The organism is Mycobacterium asiaticum (assembly GCF_001673315.1).
GTDB classification, from domain to species: Bacteria; Actinomycetota; Actinomycetes; order Mycobacteriales; family Mycobacteriaceae; genus Mycobacterium; species Mycobacterium asiaticum_B.
Genome location: NZ_LZLQ01000051.1, coordinates 31,098 through 46,092 on the forward strand (window position 1 = coordinate 31,098; position 14,995 = coordinate 46,092).

Annotated in this window: 12 protein-coding genes and 1 tRNA gene; 5 read left to right on the plus strand and 8 right to left on the minus strand. The window is 65.3% G+C overall.

Features of this window, described 5'->3' with window-relative positions; all coding sequences use genetic code 11:
• Nucleotides 1-18: 18 nt before the first annotated feature.
• The 7 genes from A5636_RS07535 to aceE all read right to left on the minus strand — a co-directional run bounded on the left by A5636_RS07535 (nt 19) and on the right by aceE (nt 9,898).
• Nucleotides 19-1,440 carry an acyl-CoA carboxylase subunit beta gene (locus A5636_RS07535; RefSeq protein WP_065158066.1) on the minus strand — a complete coding sequence of 474 codons (1,422 nt, stop codon included), beginning with the start codon at nt 1,438-1,440 and terminating at the stop codon, nt 19-21.
• A gap of 72 nt (nt 1,441-1,512) precedes the next feature.
• Nucleotides 1,513-2,766, minus strand: coding sequence for a 3-oxoacyl-ACP synthase KasB (gene kasB / locus A5636_RS07540; protein WP_065158067.1), 1,254 nt, complete (start codon nt 2,764-2,766; stop codon nt 1,513-1,515).
• A 26-nt stretch (nt 2,767-2,792) separates the two neighbouring features.
• On the minus strand, nt 2,793-4,043 hold the full coding sequence (gene kasA / locus A5636_RS07545) for a 3-oxoacyl-ACP synthase KasA (protein ID WP_065158068.1): 1,251 nt from the start codon (nt 4,041-4,043) through the stop codon (nt 2,793-2,795).
• Nucleotides 4,040-4,381, minus strand: coding sequence for a meromycolate extension acyl carrier protein AcpM (acpM, locus tag A5636_RS07550; RefSeq protein WP_065144032.1), 342 nt, complete (start codon nt 4,379-4,381; stop codon nt 4,040-4,042). The genes kasA and acpM overlap by 4 nt, the downstream gene beginning before the upstream one ends.
• Nucleotides 4,382-4,456: 75 nt before the next feature.
• The gene (locus tag A5636_RS07555) at nt 4,457-5,383 is read right to left on the minus strand and encodes an ACP S-malonyltransferase (RefSeq protein ID WP_065158069.1); all 927 of its coding nucleotides are present in this window, start codon (nt 5,381-5,383) and stop codon (nt 4,457-4,459) included.
• A 137-nt stretch (nt 5,384-5,520) separates the two neighbouring features.
• A complete protein-coding gene (locus A5636_RS07560; protein WP_065158070.1) occupies nt 5,521-6,840 on the minus strand; it encodes a PucR family transcriptional regulator in 1,320 nt (439 codons plus the stop codon).
• Nucleotides 6,841-7,108: 268 nt separating this feature from the next.
• Nucleotides 7,109-9,898, minus strand: coding sequence for a pyruvate dehydrogenase (acetyl-transferring), homodimeric type (gene aceE, locus A5636_RS07565; RefSeq protein ID WP_065158071.1), 2,790 nt, complete (start codon nt 9,896-9,898; stop codon nt 7,109-7,111).
• A gap of 162 nt (nt 9,899-10,060) precedes the next feature.
• Between aceE and A5636_RS07570 the strand changes: the two genes are divergently transcribed.
• The 4 genes from A5636_RS07570 (at nt 10,061) to A5636_RS07585 (ending at nt 11,685) form a co-directional block, all read left to right on the plus strand.
• Nucleotides 10,061-10,615: a hypothetical protein gene (locus A5636_RS07570; RefSeq protein WP_081287660.1), complete on the plus strand. Its 555-nt coding sequence runs from the start codon at nt 10,061-10,063 to the stop codon at nt 10,613-10,615.
• A gap of 74 nt (nt 10,616-10,689) precedes the next feature.
• On the plus strand, nt 10,690-11,100 hold the full coding sequence (locus A5636_RS07575; protein WP_065158073.1) for a DUF3052 domain-containing protein: 411 nt from the start codon (nt 10,690-10,692) through the stop codon (nt 11,098-11,100).
• Nucleotides 11,100-11,561, plus strand: a complete 462-nt coding sequence (locus tag A5636_RS07580; protein WP_065158074.1) for a peroxiredoxin — start codon at nt 11,100-11,102, stop codon at nt 11,559-11,561. The genes A5636_RS07575 and A5636_RS07580 overlap by 1 nt, the downstream gene beginning before the upstream one ends.
• Nucleotides 11,562-11,610: 49 nt before the next feature.
• Nucleotides 11,611-11,685 (plus strand) — tRNA-Val (locus A5636_RS07585).
• A gap of 29 nt (nt 11,686-11,714) precedes the next feature.
• Here A5636_RS07585 and A5636_RS07590 read toward each other — a convergent pair.
• Nucleotides 11,715-12,494, minus strand: coding sequence for a DJ-1/PfpI family protein (locus tag A5636_RS07590; protein ID WP_172827176.1), 780 nt, complete (start codon nt 12,492-12,494; stop codon nt 11,715-11,717).
• Between the two features lie 250 nt (nt 12,495-12,744).
• On the opposite strand from A5636_RS07590, the gene A5636_RS07595 reads away from it, so the two are divergent.
• Nucleotides 12,745-14,988 carry a fused MFS/spermidine synthase gene (locus A5636_RS07595; RefSeq protein WP_216638820.1) on the plus strand — a complete coding sequence of 748 codons (2,244 nt, stop codon included), beginning with the start codon at nt 12,745-12,747 and terminating at the stop codon, nt 14,986-14,988.
• Nucleotides 14,989-14,995 lie beyond the last annotated feature (7 nt).

Below are 14,995 nucleotides of genomic sequence, written 5' to 3' on the forward strand. Positions count from 1 at the left end.
GCCGGGGCCGCCGGTGGATCAGAGCGGGATGTTCTTGTGGCGGCCGCGGCGGGCGGGTGCCTGAGCCAACGCTTCGCAGAGCTTGCTGCGGGTGTGTGCCGGGTCGATCTTCTCGTCCACCACGCCGATGTCGATGGCGCTGTCCACCCCTCCGGCGATGCGCTCGTGCTCGGCGGCCAGTTCGTCGTGCAGAGCTTCGCGCTCGTGCTCGGGCGCGGCGGCCAGCTTGCGCTTGTGCAGGATGCCGACGGCTGCCTTGGCGCCCATCACCGCGACCTCCGCGTCCGGCCAGGCGAACACCTTGGTGGCGTTGAGCGAGCGGGAGTTCATCGCGATGTAGGCCCCGCCGTAAATCTTTCGCGTCACCAGCGTGACGCGCGGAACGGTGGCCTCACCGAACGCGTGCAGCAGTTTGGCCCCGCGTCGCACCACGCCGCCCCACTCCTGGTCGACACCGGGCAGATACCCCGGCACGTCGACGATGACCACCAGCGGGATACCGAACGCGTCGCACAAGCGCACGAATCGCGCTGCCTTCTCGGCACTTTCGGAGTTCAGGCAACCGCCCAGGCGCAGCGGGTTGTTGGCCAGCACACCGACCGTGCGTCCCGACAACCGGCCCAACCCGACCACCATCGACGGCGCCCACTTGGCCTGGAACTCGTCGAACGGGGTGTCCTCATCGAGGATCGCGGTGACGATCGGGTGCACGTCGTAGGCACGACGCGACGACTCGGGCAGCAACGCCTTGATGTCGGTGTCGCCGGCCTCGGCCTTGCTGCGATCGAAATGCCCCTGCTGGCAGAACAATCCGACCAACCGGCGGCCGCGCTCGTAGGCGTCGAGTTCGTCGTCGGCGACGATGTGGCAGACACCGGACTTCTTGTGGTGGGTCTCCGGCCCACCGAGGGAGGCCATGTCGACGTCCTCGCCGGTGACACTGCGCACCACGTCGGGACCGGTAACAAACACCCGGCTCTCCGGCGCCATCACGATGACGTCGGTCAGCGCCGGTCCGTAGGCGGCGCCGCCGGCCGCGAAGCCGACGACCACCGAGATCTGCGGGATGTAGCCCGACGCGCGGATCATGGCCTCGAAGACGAGCCCCACGGCGTGCAGTGCCCGCACACCCTCGGCCAGCCGAGCACCGCCGGAGTGCCAGATACCCACAATCGGGCTCTGCTCCTCGATGGCGGTGTCGTAGGCGTTGACGATGTGGGCACAGCCCTCGGTGCCCATCGCGCCGCCCATCACGGTGCCGTCCGTGCAGAACGCGATGGTGCGGACACCGTTGACGGTGCCCGCCGCGGCAAGCACACCAGAGCGATCACGCTCGTGCAGCAGCGTGACGCTGCCGTCGTCGAAGAAGTTGCTCAGACGCAGTAGTGGATCGCGAGGGTCGAGCGACTCGCCAACCGCCTCGGGGGCCATGATTGTCATCGCAGGTCTCCTAGTTCGACTTTGATGCTCTGGTTTTATCGGGTGGTCCTTGGCTCTTTCTAAAGGCGCCGGCTAGTAGCGCCCAAAGGCGATCGCCACGTTGTGACCGCCGAACCCGAACGAGTTGTTGATCGCGTACCGGTAGTTACCGGGCCGCGGCTTCCCGGCTACCACGTCCAGATCGATTTCCGGATCGAGGTTCTCCAGGTTCAGCGTCGGCGGGACGACCTGATCACGCAGCGCCATCACGGTGAGGATGGACTCCACCGCGCCGACTGCACCCACCGAGTGGCCGAGCGCGGCCTTCGGTGCGTACACGGCCGGCTTGTGACCGCCCAGCGCGTTGTTGATGGCCCTGCCCTCGGCCACGTCGCCGACGGAGGTGCCGGTGGCGTGCGCGTTGACGTGGTCGATCTCGGCCGGGGTGATGCCGGCGAGCTGGATCGCCCGGCTCATCGCGTGCCCGGCGCGTTCACCATTGGGATCGGGCGCCACCATGTGGTAGCCATCCGAGGTGACACTGGCCCCCATGATGCGGGCCAGGATGTTGGCGCCACGAGCCTTGGCGTGCTCCTCGGTCTCGATCACCATGAGCGCGCCCGCCTCACCGAAGACGAAGCCGCTGCGGTCTCTGTCGAACGGACGGCAGGCGCCCACCGGGTCGTCGTTCTTGGTGGACATCACGATGCGCATCTGGGCGAACGCCGCAATCGGCACCGCTTCGATTCTCGTTTCGACGCCACCGCAGATCGCCATGTCGGCTTCGCCGAAGACGATGTTGCGCCATGCCTGGGCAATGCCTTCCGAACCCGACGCACACGCCGACACCGGCGTGATGACGCCGGCCTTGGCGTGCCGTTCCAGCCCCACCGCCGCTGCGGCGCCGTTGGGCATGTACTTCTGCACCCCTAGCGGAGAGACCGCCTTCATGCCGCGAGCGCGCATGTCGTCGTAGGCGAAGACCATCTCTTCCGACGAACCCAATCCGGTGCCGATGGAAACCATCAGCCGCTCGGGGTCGACCTCGGGTGAGCCGGCGTTCTCCCACACCCGGCGACTCAGCACGGTGGACATCCGCTGCAGGTAGCCGGTGCGGCGCAGTTCGACCCGCGTCAGGTGGCTGTCGAACTCCTCGAGCAAGTGTCCGCCGATGCGGACGGGCAGGTCGAACTCCTCGACGAACGGGTCGTCGAGCTTGCGGATACCGCTTTGACCGTCCAGCAAACACTTCCACGTGTTCTCTGCATCAGTTGCTATGGCGGTCGTCATGGCGATGCCGGTGACGACCACATTCGGGAGCGTTTTCCCGGTGACCAGCTCCGTCATTGTCGTAACTAACGTTCCTTCCGTGCTTAGTAGCGCCCGAAGGCGAGCGCCACATTGTGACCCCCGAAACCGAACGAGTTGTTGATCGCGTAGCGGTACTCGCCGTAACGAGGCTCGCCGGCCACAACATCGAGGTCGATCTCTGGATCGGGGGTCTCATAGTTCAGCGTCGGTGGAATGACTCCGTCCCGAAGGGTCAACACCGTGAGCACCGATTCGAGCGCGCCAACAGCGCCAATCGAGTGCCCGAGCGCCGACTTCGGCGCATAAACAGCGGCGGATTCGCACCCGGCCGCCCTGATTGCGTTGGCTTCTGCCGCGTCACCGATGGGCGTCGCGGTGCCGTGCGCGTTGACGTGGTCGATGTCGCTGGGGGATAGGCCCGCCAGTTCCATCGACCGGGTCATGGCCCGGCCGGCGCGTTCGCCGTTAGGATCCGGGGCCACCATGTGGAAGGCGTCCGAGGTGATGCCCGCACCCATCAACCGTGCCAGCGGCGTGGCGCCGCGGGCCTTGGCGTGCTCCTCGGTCTCGATGATCATCAACGCCCCGGCCTCGCCGAACACGAAGCCGTCGCGGTCCTTGTCGAACGGTCGTGACGCGCGCTCCGGCTCGTCGTTCCGCGTCGACATGGCCCGCATCATCGAGAACGCGGCGATCGGCAACGCCTCGATGGGCCCTTCGACCCCGCCGCAGACGGCGAAGTCAGCATCACCCATGACAATCTGACGCCACGCGTGGGCAATGGCCTCCGAGCCCGACGAACAGGCCGATACCGGAGTGATCACCCCGCCGCGGGCCCCGAGTTGCAGGCCCACCACCGCCGCGGCGCCATTGGGCATGATCATCTGAACGGCGAGCGGCGACACCTTGCGGGGGCCGCCCTCGTTCATCAGGTCGTAGCTCTCCACGATGCGTTCTGCACCGCCCAGACCTGTGCCGACCACGACGCTGAAGCGGTCGGGGTCGACCTCTGGTGCACCCGCGGTCTCCCACAGCTGCCCGCTCAGCAACTTGGCGAGCCGCTGGACATAGGACATGCGCCGCAGGTCCAGTCGGCCCATGTGGTTGTCGACGGGTTCCTTGAGGTGGCCACCGATCTTGGCTGGTAGGTCCCACTTGGTGACGAACTCGTCTTCGAGGACGCGGATGCCGCTTTCGCCGGCCAACAAGCTCTTCCACGTGCTCTCGATGTCCGGCGCGACTGAAGTCGTCGCCGCGACGGCGGTTACCACAACGTTGGGGTAACCGCCATTAGCAGTGGAAGGCTTGGTCACTTGTTCTCCAGCCTCGACTGGACGTTGGCCACGGCCTCGGGGTTCTCGGTCTCGAGCTTGGCACGCAACGCCTCGGCGGCCTCGGGGTTCTCTTCCTCGAGCTTCTGGATGTAGGCGACCACGTCACCGACGGTGCGCAGACCGGCGAGGTCCTCGTCCGGGATCTTCACGCCGTACTTGTCCTCGGTCTGCACGGCGATCTCCACCATCGACAGCGAGTCGATGTCCAGGTCGTCGACGAACGACTTCTCCGGGGTGACCTCCGAGGGCTCGATGCCGGTGACCTCTTCGATGATCTCGGCAATACCGGCGATGATTTCTTCCTGACTGACGGCCACAGTAGTTCCCTTCGTAATATGTTGTGTGTAAACCGATTTGACGTACTTTTGTGGTTCTGGGGTGAAGCGGGCGAGTTACAGATTCGCCAGCTCGTCCAGATCTGCGGGTGACTTGACGGCTCGCGTCGGAACCCCCCGAAGTTCGCGTTTGGCGATGCCGGTCAAAGTGCCCGCGGGCGGGAACTCCACGATCGCCGTGACATTGTGCTCGCTTTGCTCGCTGCGCTCCCGGATGTACGCGGTGCACAGGTCCCAGCGCACCGGTCGCGTCAGCTGGGCCACCAGGGTCTGGATCGCCGCGGCGGCGGAAGCCACCGGCTTTCCGTCGTAGTTGGACAACAGTGTCGCGGTGGGCTCGGCGGTCGTAATGCCTGCTGCCGCGGCCGCATAGCCGTCCAGGGCGGGGGCCATGAATTCGGTGTGGAAAGCTCCGGCCACGCCCAGCGCGCGTACCCGGGCCTTGGCCGGCGGGTCTTCGGCGAGCTTCTCCAGCGCGGTCAGCCGACCGGCGGCAACGATCTGGCCGGCGGCGTTGCGGTTTGCGGGCACCAGGTCCAGCTGGTCGAGCCGGTTCAGTACCTCGGACTCGTCGCCACCGAGAACGGCGGACATGCCGGTGGGCTCGGCCGCGCAGGCCTTGGCCATTTCGGCGCCGCGGGTGGCAGCCAGGGCCACCGCGTCATCGGCGGCCAGCACGCCGGCGATCGCGTAGGCCGCGATCTCCCCGACAGAGTGACCCGCAACGATGAGCTCGTGACCGGCCAACAGGCCGCGCCGCACCAGCTCCTGGTGCGCCAGCAGCGTCGTCGCAACGATCAGCGGTTGCGCGATGGCGGTGTCGGTGATCTCTTCGGTGGAGGCGCTGGTGCCCAGCCGAGCCAGATCCAGCCCGCTGGACTGAGACCAAGCCGCGATCCGGTCTGCTGCGCCGGGCAATTCCAGCCACGGCGACAGCATCCCTTCGGTCTGGGAACCCTGTCCGGGTGCAAGCAAGGCAATCACGTGTCTAAGAGAACACTGTGAAGAGGTGTTTGCGCGGTGTAACAGATTATGAACCTTGTCTTAGGTTTTTGTATACCTCCTACAAAATAGCCCCGTAAGCTACATGTTTGAGATAGAGCCGCGATCTGTCGGCTAAGTCACAGTCTGCCCGCGTGCGGATCAATACCCCCTCTGACCGGCGACGGAAGCGGGGGCACCGAGATCTTGGCGGCAGTAGAGGGAGGGGTCGAGTAGTTGAGTTGGCCCACGGTCGCAGCGACCCGCAGGATGTACGCGTCGCGTGGTTGCGTGGGATCTCGCCCGGTGAAGTCGGTGATGCGCTTGAGGCGATACCGCACGGTGTTTGGATGAACGAACAACTTTCTGGCACAAGCCTCAATCGCGCCGCCAGAATCTAAGAAAGCGTCCAGGGTTTCGACGAGGGTAGGGCCGGCATCGGCCAGGGGTCGCATCACGTCGGTGTGCAGCGCGACGATCGCCGAGGCGTCGCCCATCAACGCCCGCTCAGGCAGCAGCTCGCGCGCCAGGACCGGTCGGGGCGCCCCGCGCCACCCCGGCACCGCGTTCATTCCGGAGATCGCTTCGCTGGCGCTGTGATAGGCCGCGGTCAGCATGGGCGCTGTCGGGCCAATCACCACCGGGTCGGTGGAAAACGCCCCGAGCAGGTCCTTGAGGAACTTGTCCGTCGGCGACAGGTGTCCGGACACGATGGCGACCAGCCAGGTGCCGTGCACGTCTGTCAGGGCTGCGCGGCCGTGCCGGACGGCGATGTCGCGGACATCCTGGCTAGCCCGGTCGCTGCCATCGACGTTGGGGCCGTCGCGGCCGGGGGCCGGGGTTCCCACCACGACCGTGGCCGGTGCGGTGGTGTCCCAGTTCAACGCCGCGGCCCGGGACAGCAGCTCGGGGCCGGTGTCACCGCGCACGACCGCGTCGACGACGCTGGCCTCCATCCGGCTGTCCCAGGCGCCGCGCGCCTCTGCGGCGTCAGCGTAGGCGGTGGCCGCGGTGAACGCCAGGTCGCGGCTGTACTTCAGGATGCCGACCGTCAACCCGGTCAGCTGTTCTTCGGTGCGGGCCAGCAGCGGCACGACTTCTTCGAAGAATTCCATCGTGACCCGCACCATGTCGACGGTGTGGCGCAGGGCGATGCGCCGGGTCAGGTCCTGGGGGACCAGTTCGAAAGCCTTCGCGGTGTAACTGACATTGCTGTGCGGGTCCTGCATCCACTCCACGAAGTTGACCACCGCCGTCTGCACCACCAGCGCGACGCTGGCCCGCTGCGAGGCTTCCAGGTCGGCGAAGAAGGGCAGTCGCTCCTGCATGGCCGACACCGCCTCGGTGGCCAACCTGCCGGAATACTGCTTGAGCCTCCGCAACAGCGAGTCGGGAACGGTCTCCAGTAGCTCCAGCGGCGAACGGGGACGCACGGGCTGCGCAGACTGGTTGTCGTTCACTCCTAAAAGCTACGCCCTATTTCTGGAAGATTCCGCCAAAGAGCTGTGCGCCCTCGGCCGTGGAGCGCTGCCGAGCGCCGCCGAGCGTCGCCGAGCGTCGCCGAGCGTGACGATGGGTTCACGCTCGACGCCGAGCGTGAGGATGGGTTCACGCTCGACGCCGAGCGTGAGGATGGGTTCACGCTCGACGCGGAGTCAGGTGGCCTCGCCGCACGCGCGTCGCCGAGCCTCGCCGAGCGTGACGGTGGGGTTCACGCTCGGCGCGGAGTCAGGTGGCCTCGCCGGCGTCCGCCTCCTGGCCGGGTGCGGCCTGCACCTCGTCGATCTTGTACTGCTGGGCGGCTTTGACGGCTACCGAGGAGTCGATTTCACCGTCGCGTGCCAGCGCCTGCAGCACCCCGACCGCCACCGATTCGGCATCGGTGTTGAAGTACCGGCGGGCGGCCGGGCGGGTGTCGGAGAATCCGAACCCGTCAGTGCCCAGCGTGAGGTAGGTGCCGGGCACCCAGGGCCGGATCAGCTCTGGCACCGCGCGCATCCAGTCCGAGACGGCGACCACGGGACCGCGGCAATCCGCCAGCACCTTGGTCACATAGGCCTCACCGGCCTCCTGGTCGGGATGGCGCAGCCGCTCCTTCTCCACGGCCACCCCGTCGCGGTTCAGCTCGCCCCAACTGGTCACCGACCACACGTCGGCGGCCACATCCCAGTCCTCGGCCAGCAGATCGGCCGCCTTCAGCGCCGCCGGCAGGGACACTCCCGACGCCAGGATCTGCGCGGTGCTGGCGCGTTCTTCCTTCGCGGCGCGGTAGCGATAGATGCCACGCAGCAGTCCTTCTGGATCGAAGTCCTCCGGCTCGGGTGGCTGCGGGTACGGCTCGTTGTAAAGGGTGAGATAGAAGTACACGTTCTCCGGGTTTTTGCCGAACATGCGCTCCAGACCGCTCTCGACGATGTAGGCGATCTCGAAAGCAAACGCCGGGTCGTAGGACACCACGGCCGGGTTGGAGGCAGCCAGCAGCAGCGAGTGCCCGTCGGCGTGCTGCAGGCCCTCGCCGGTCAGCGTGGTGCGCCCGGCGGTGGCGCCCAGCACGAATCCGCGTGCCATCTGGTCGGCCGCGGCCCACAGGCCGTCGCCGGTGCGCTGGAACCCGAACATCGAATAGAAGATGTAGACCGGGATCATCGGCTCGTTGTGGGTGGCGTAGGAGGTGCCGACCGCAGTGAATGAGCCCACCGATCCGGCCTCGTTGATGCCTTCGTGCAGGATCTGGCCGCTTTCACTCTCCTTGTAGGCCAGCATCAGCTCGGCATCGACGGAGGTGTACAGCTGCCCGAGGCGGTTGTAGATCTTGAGCGACGGGAACCAGGAGTCCATGCCGAAGGTGCGGGCCTCGTCGGGAATGATCGGGACGATCCGTTTTCCAATCTCCTTGTCCCGCAACAGTTCTTTAAAGGTGCGCACCAGCGCCATGGTGGTGGCGACCTCTTGTTGTCCCGATCCCTTTTTCAGTGCTTTGTAGGCTTCGCGCCCGGGCAGTTTGAGCGCCTTGCTCTTGGTGGGGCGTTCGGGAAGGAAGCCGCCGAGGGTGCGGCGCCGGTCGAGCAGGTAACGAATCTCCGGAGCGTCGGGCCCGGGGTGGTAGTAGGGCGGCAGATAGGGATCTTTTTCCAGCTGGTCGTCGCTGATCGGAATCCGCATGGCGTCGCGGAAGTGCTTGAGGTCTTCCAGCGCAAGCTTTTTCATCTGATGGGTCGCATTGCGGCCCTGGAAGTGCGCACCGAGCGAATAGCCCTTGATGGTCTTGGCCAGGATTACCGTGGGCTGGCCCTTGTGGTCGACGGCGGCACGGTAGGCCGCATAGACCTTGCGGTAGTCGTGACCCCCGCGCTTGAGATTCCAGATCTCGGAGTCGCTCATCTTCTCGACCAGGGCTTTGGTGCGAGGATCCCGGCCGAAGAAGTGGTCGCGCACGTAGGCACCGTCGTTGGCCTTGTAGGTCTGGTAGTCCCCGTCGCACGTGGTGTTCATCAGGTTGACCAGCGCACCGTCGCGGTCGGCATGCAGCAGCGCGTCCCATTCGCGGCCCCAGACCACTTTGATGACGTTCCAGCCGGCGCCGCGAAAGAACGATTCCAGTTCCTGAATGATCTTGCCGTTGCCGCGTACCGGGCCGTCGAGACGCTGCAGGTTGCAGTTGATCACGAAGGTCAGGTTGTCCAGCCCTTCCAGGGCGCCGACATGTGCCAGGCCGCGGCTTTCCGGCTCGTCCATCTCGCCGTCACCCAGGAAGCACCACACGTGCTGCTCGGAGGTGTCTTTGATGCCGCGGTCGTGCAGATAGTGGTTGAACCGCGCCTGATAGATGGCGTTGATCGGACCCAGACCCATCGATACGGTCGGGAACTCCCAGAAGTCAGGCATCAGCCGGGGGTGGGGATAGGACGGCAATCCCGGGGCGTGGCTGTGTTCCTGGCGGAACCCGTCGAGGCGGTCGGTGCTCAGCCGGCCTTCCAGGAAGGCGCGCGCATAGATGCCGGGGGAGGCGTGCCCCTGGATGAATATCTGATCACCACCGCTGGGATGCGACTTGCCCTTGAAAAAGTGGTTGAAGCCGACCTCATAAAGCGCCGCCGAGGACGCATAGGTCGAGATGTGCCCGCCGACGCCGACGCCCGGGCGTTGCGCGCGGTGCACCATGATGGCCGCGTTCCACCTGATCCACGCCCGGTAGCGGCGTTCGACGTCTTCGTCGCCGGGAAACCAGGGCTCCAGTTCGGTCGGGATGGTGTTGACGTAGTCGGTCGAGGTCAGCGACGGGATCACCACTCGCTGTTCGCCGGCCCGCTCCAGCATGCGCAGCATCAGGTACCGCGCCCGCGCCGGCCCCGAGCGGGCCAGCAGGTCGTCGAAAGACTCCAGCCACTCCGAGGTTTCCTCTGGATCGATGTCGGGCAAGTACGACGCCACACCTTCGCGGATCACCCGGACCCGGTCGGGTTCGCTTGTGCTGCTTGAGGTTTTGGCCAGATCGTTGCGGGCGAACTCGGTCGTCAACTTCCGCTCCTGTCGGTGGCAGGGTAGCTACTTGCTCGATCTTCCTCCTATCGTGCCGCACCGGGGCGCCGAGCCGATAGGTGACGCCCGTAGGCAGCGCTCGATCAATGTCGGTGCTAGTGGGGCAGTTGGGATCGAGACCCGGTAACGTCAGACCCCGTGATGCACGTGGGGGGGTTCCCCAAGCGAAGTGCCCAGGCACTCGGCTGTGCTGCGATGCTGGTGATCGGAATCGTCGGTTGCACCAAAGTCACCGAAGGGTCCGGTTCACCCGACACCAGCCTGGCCCCGGCCTACCGCTCGTCGGTGTCCGCGTCGGTATCGGCGTCGTCGGTGACATCGAAGGTCCGCGAGTCCCAGCGCCAGGCGTCGGTGACGACGCGGGCGATGCGCACCTCATGTGACGCGCTGGCCACCACCAGCAAGGAAGCCATCGACAAGGTGAACGCCTTCGTTGCGGCGTTCAACGGCGGCAAGAACACCAGCCCCACCGAAGGTCCGGCCATCGAGGCGCTCAACGCCAGCGCGACGGCGGTGGAGAACAGCTACAGCGAGGCGCTGCCGGCCCAGATGCGCGACGCGTTCAACACCTACAACGATGCGGCTCGTCAGGTGGCCAACGCGATCGGCACCCATGCGCCCACCGGCGAGTTCAACAAGCGCGTCGACCGCCTCAACGACGCCAAGACGAAGGCGCTCAAACTGTGCATGGGTTAGGCGTTGAACCTGAGGTTGCCTGTGCGACGATAACGGTCGTCGCTTGTCGAGTGGTTGGTTGAGGAGGTTCCACGGTGGTCGCGGCGGATCACGCTCGAAAACTGGGCATCCAACGAGACCAAGTTGTCCAGGAGTGGGGCTGGGACGAAGACACCGACGACGACATCCGCGCCGACGTCGAGGATGCGTGCGGTAGCGAATTGCTGGATGAAGACACCGACGAGGTCGTCGACGTCGTGCTGCTGTGGTGGCGAGACGGCGACGGGGATTTGGTGGACACCCTGATGGACGCGATCAGCCCACTGGCCGAGGACGGCGTGATCTGGGTGTTGACGCCCAAGACCGGTCGGGCCGGTCACGTGCTGCCCGCTGACATCGCCGAGGCGGCCCCGACCGCCGGGCTGATGCCGACCTCGTCGGTCAACCTCGGCAATTGGAGCGCCAGTCGCCTGGTCCAACCGAAGTCGCGGAGCGGGAAGCGCTGATGCTCGACGTCGGAGCTGCTGCCCCCGACTTCACCCTGCGCGACCAGAACCAGCAGCCGGTCACGTTGAGCAACTACCGGGGGGCCAAGGACGTGCTCCTGGTGTTTTTCCCGCTGGCGTTCACCGGGATCTGCCAGGGCGAACTGGATGCACTGCGCGATCACCTGCCCGAGTTCGAGAATGACAGCAGCGCGGCGCTGGCCATCTCGGTGGGCCCGCCGCCCACCCACAAGATCTGGGCCGTGCAGAGCGGGTTCACCTTCCCGGTGTTGTCCGATTTCTGGCCGCACGGCGCGGTCAGCCAGGCCTACGGGGTGTTCAATGAGGCGGCCGGCGTCTCCAACCGGGGCACCTTCGTGGTGGACCGGTCGGGGATCATCCGGTTCGCGGAGATGAAACAGCCCGGCGAACCGCGCGATCAGCGGTTGTGGAGTCAGGCGTTGACGGCATTGCGGACCTGAGCGTTTTGAGTGGCAGGGCCTTCGGCGTGTAGCCTGCGCCGGGGCATAAGGGCGCGTAGCTCAGTGGTAGAGCTCTGGTTTTACACACCAGCGGTCGGCGGTTCGATACCGTCCGCGCCCACCAGTGTTATTGCAGCTCAAGCCGATATCTAGTCAGGTTCGCGCGCTGCGCACCTTGCTAACGAAGGCTGCGCCGAAAGCCTTCGCGGAGTAGGGGTCTTGGCCGGTGATCAGTTCTCGATCCTCCACGACCTTGCTGCCCATCGGCAGCATTGTCTGCTCAACTTTGGCGCCGCGAGACGTCAGCAGTTCAGTCGGGTCGTCTTTGAGATGTCCCTTGAAGCGCCGCACCAACGGGACCGTCGACAACATCGTGTCCACCCCGGTCTTGAAGCAGGTCATGCGGTAGCCCTCGTAGGTCCAGCGGCCGTCGACGGTGGGAGCCGCCGCCAGGGCGGCCGGAGCGTGACAGATCAAACCGGTGGGCCGCTGGGAGTCGTGGAAGTAACGGACAAGGGCGCCGAAGTCCTCGTTGAGTGAGTCATCGGCGAATGCGTCGCGGTGCAGCAGGTCAACCAGCGGCCCGTGACCGCCGGGCACGAACATCGCGTCGAACCCGTCCAGGCGCTGCCTGTCGTGGCAGATCTCTTCCAGTTTGGCGGGCGTGGCCAGACCGAGTTCCAGGAGCTCCCGATAACTGCTCAGGGCTGCGTCACGCCGTTTACGCGAGCCTGCGAAATACATCAGGCTGCAGGAGGTGCCATCGATGGTGGGAATGCGCGCACCCGGTGTGGCGAATGCCAGCTCAAATCCGGCGTCCCGCATCGCGTCGGTCGGTTCGATCAATTCACCCAGGTAGGTGCCGGTCGGCTCGCTGCCGCCTTCTCGCAAAGGAATCCGGTCAGCCGCAGACACGACCACAAGCACGCGCATCGCCGTCATAGTCCCCATAGGTACCCCGGCCGCAGTGAGGCAATCGCTCTGCTCGTCATAGATGTGGCCGCACAGCCGCAAGACTGTCGCGTCATCGACACGGGTCCATCCGTAGGGCAGCGATACTGTTTCTCGTCCTTGGCGTCGGCGTCCGTGTGCGGACCTTCGGTGCTGTCCAGAAGCTCCCTCAACACTCAAATTCATCGCCCCCGGCTGGGACCGGGTGGGAGCTGTGGGACGCTGAGCGTCAGTGACACAACACGCGGCGCCGCCCCTGGCTGAACCGGCGCCGGCAACCCCGCGGGCGAATCTGACGGTGATCTGCGCCATCTTCTTCTGTTCGGGTATCCCCGCGCTGATTTACCAGCTTGTCTGGCAGCGCTCGCTGTTCACGATTTACGGCATCAACGTCGAAAGCGTCACGGTGGTGGTCACGGCCTTCATGCTCGGGCTGGGCATCGGGAGCTTCGCAGGCGGGCGGTTGTCGCGGCTGCGCCTACCGCTGCTGGGCGTGTTCGCCGCCGTCGAACTCGGTATCGGCGTCTTTGGCTACTTCTCGCTGGGCTTGTTTCACGCCGTGGGCGAGTTGACCCTCCAATTGAGCGCGCCGTTGACGGCGCTGTTCACATTCCTGCTGGTGCTTGTGCCCACCCTGTTGATGGGTGCAACGATGCCCCTTCTGACGGCGCATCTGGTGAAGCACTCGGGAAACGTGGGGCGCAGCGTCGGACTGCTGTACTTCGTCAACACGCTTGGCAGCGCCTTCGCCTGTTTCATCGTTGCGTCCTTTCTGATGCGGCTCTTGGGACAACAGGGCGCTATCGCGTTTGCCTGCGGCATCAATCTGGTTGTCGGTAGCGGGGCACTGCTCGCGCAGATGAAGTCGCCCAAGGCCGGCATTCAGCCTGACGCGCAGTTAGCGCGGTTCAATACCCGCGGTTTCTCGTTTGCGTTGCTGCTTGCGGCGCTCTGCGGCTACATAGCGCTGAGCTACGAAATTCTGTGGTATCGCGTCTACTCATTTGCCTCTGGAGGTGTCGCGCGGGCGTTTGCGTTATTGCTGGGTTGCTACCTGCTGGGCATTGCGCTCGGCTCGCTCGTCAGCCGCCGCTTCTGCCGTGACTCGGCGGGGACCAAGCAGGTGGCTTCGCTGTCCGGCTTCGTCTTGTTTGCCAGTGCAGCAAGCTTCCTGCTGGCGCCCGCAGCGTCGCTGATCACCTCCACGCTGCACTGGGGGGTGTCTTTACCGCTGGTGGGCGTCGCCGCGGCGTTGCTGGGCGCGATCTTCCCGCTGATTTGCCATATCGCTATTGCGCCGGACGCCCGCGCGGGCGAGGGATTGAGCTACCTGTACCTCGCCAACATCGTGGGCTCGGCGCTGGGCAGCCTGATGACAGGCTTTGTGCTGATGGACCATTGGAGCCTGGGCGGCATTTCGTTATTTCTGGCGCTGCTCGGCGTTGCGCTTTCGCTCGTGCTGCTACTAACCGCCAAATACCGGACGGGTGAGAAAAGCCTGTATTCCTCGCGCGTCGCCGCCACCGTCCTGGCGGGCCTGGCAATCGTCATCTTGCAGCCTTGGCTTTTCGACGGTGTCTATGAGCGGCTTTACTTCAAGCAGCATTACGCGGGGCAGCGCTTTGCGCACCTGAAGGAAAACAAGAGCGGCGTGGTCAGCGTCACGCAGGACGGCCAGATTCAGGGTGGCGGCGTCTACGACGGGGTTTTCTCCACCGACCTTGTGAACGACCGCAACATGATTGTCCGTCCCTACGCCCTCAGCCTGCTGCACGAGTCGCCCCGCGACGTGCTGATGATCGGGCTTTCGTCAGGCTCCTGGGCGCAGGTGATTGCCAATAATCCACAGGTTGAAAGACTGACTGTGGTCGAAATCAATCCGGCCTATCTGAACGTCATGAGGAACTACCCCGGCGAAGCCGGCGTGCTGAACAACCCCAAAGTGGCGACTGTGATCGACGACGGGCGACGTTGGCTCGCCCGCAACCCCGAGCGGAAGTTCGACTTCATCGTGCAGAACACCAGCTTCAACTGGCGCGCACACGCCACCAACCTACTTTCGACGGAGTATCTCGAGCTGGTCCGTGCCCACCTCAAGCCGGGCGGGGTGTCCTTCCACAACACGACAGGGTCGGCTGCAGCGCAGCGCACGGCCGCACTCCAATTCCCCTTCGCATTGCGTTTCATCAATTTCATAGCGGCCAGCGATTCTCCGCTTGCGATCGACCGCAGGCGGTGGGAACGGGTATTGCGCGAGTATCGCATCGAAGGCAGGCCCGTCTTCGACCTTGCCGACTCGAAGCAGCAAACGCGTCTCGAAGAAGTTTTGTCTTTAGTCGACTCGCTCTCGGCCGGCTACGGCCCCGCAAAGCCAACCGGCATGAACCTGGAAACGCGCGAGGGCATCCTCGCTCGCACCGACGGAGTGCCTACGATTACCGACGACAATATGGGCACCGAATGGGGCGCGCGCTAACGCCACA

What these genes read in the sequence shown, in the direction of transcription:
- A5636_RS07535 (WP_065158066.1), bottom strand. Translation starts at nt 1,440, where the DNA reads ATGACAATCATGGCCCCCGAGGCGGTTGGCGAGTCGCTCGACCCTCGC.
- kasB (WP_065158067.1), bottom strand. Translation starts at nt 2,766, where the DNA reads ATGACGGAGCTGGTCACCGGGAAAACGCTCCCGAATGTGGTCGTCACC.
- A5636_RS07570 (WP_081287660.1), top strand. Translation starts at nt 10,061, where the DNA reads ATGCACGTGGGGGGGTTCCCCAAGCGAAGTGCCCAGGCACTCGGCTGT.
- A5636_RS07580 (WP_065158074.1), top strand. Translation starts at nt 11,100, where the DNA reads ATGCTCGACGTCGGAGCTGCTGCCCCCGACTTCACCCTGCGCGACCAG.
- A5636_RS07590 (WP_172827176.1), bottom strand. Translation starts at nt 12,494, where the DNA reads ATGCGCGTGCTTGTGGTCGTGTCTGCGGCTGACCGGATTCCTTTGCGA.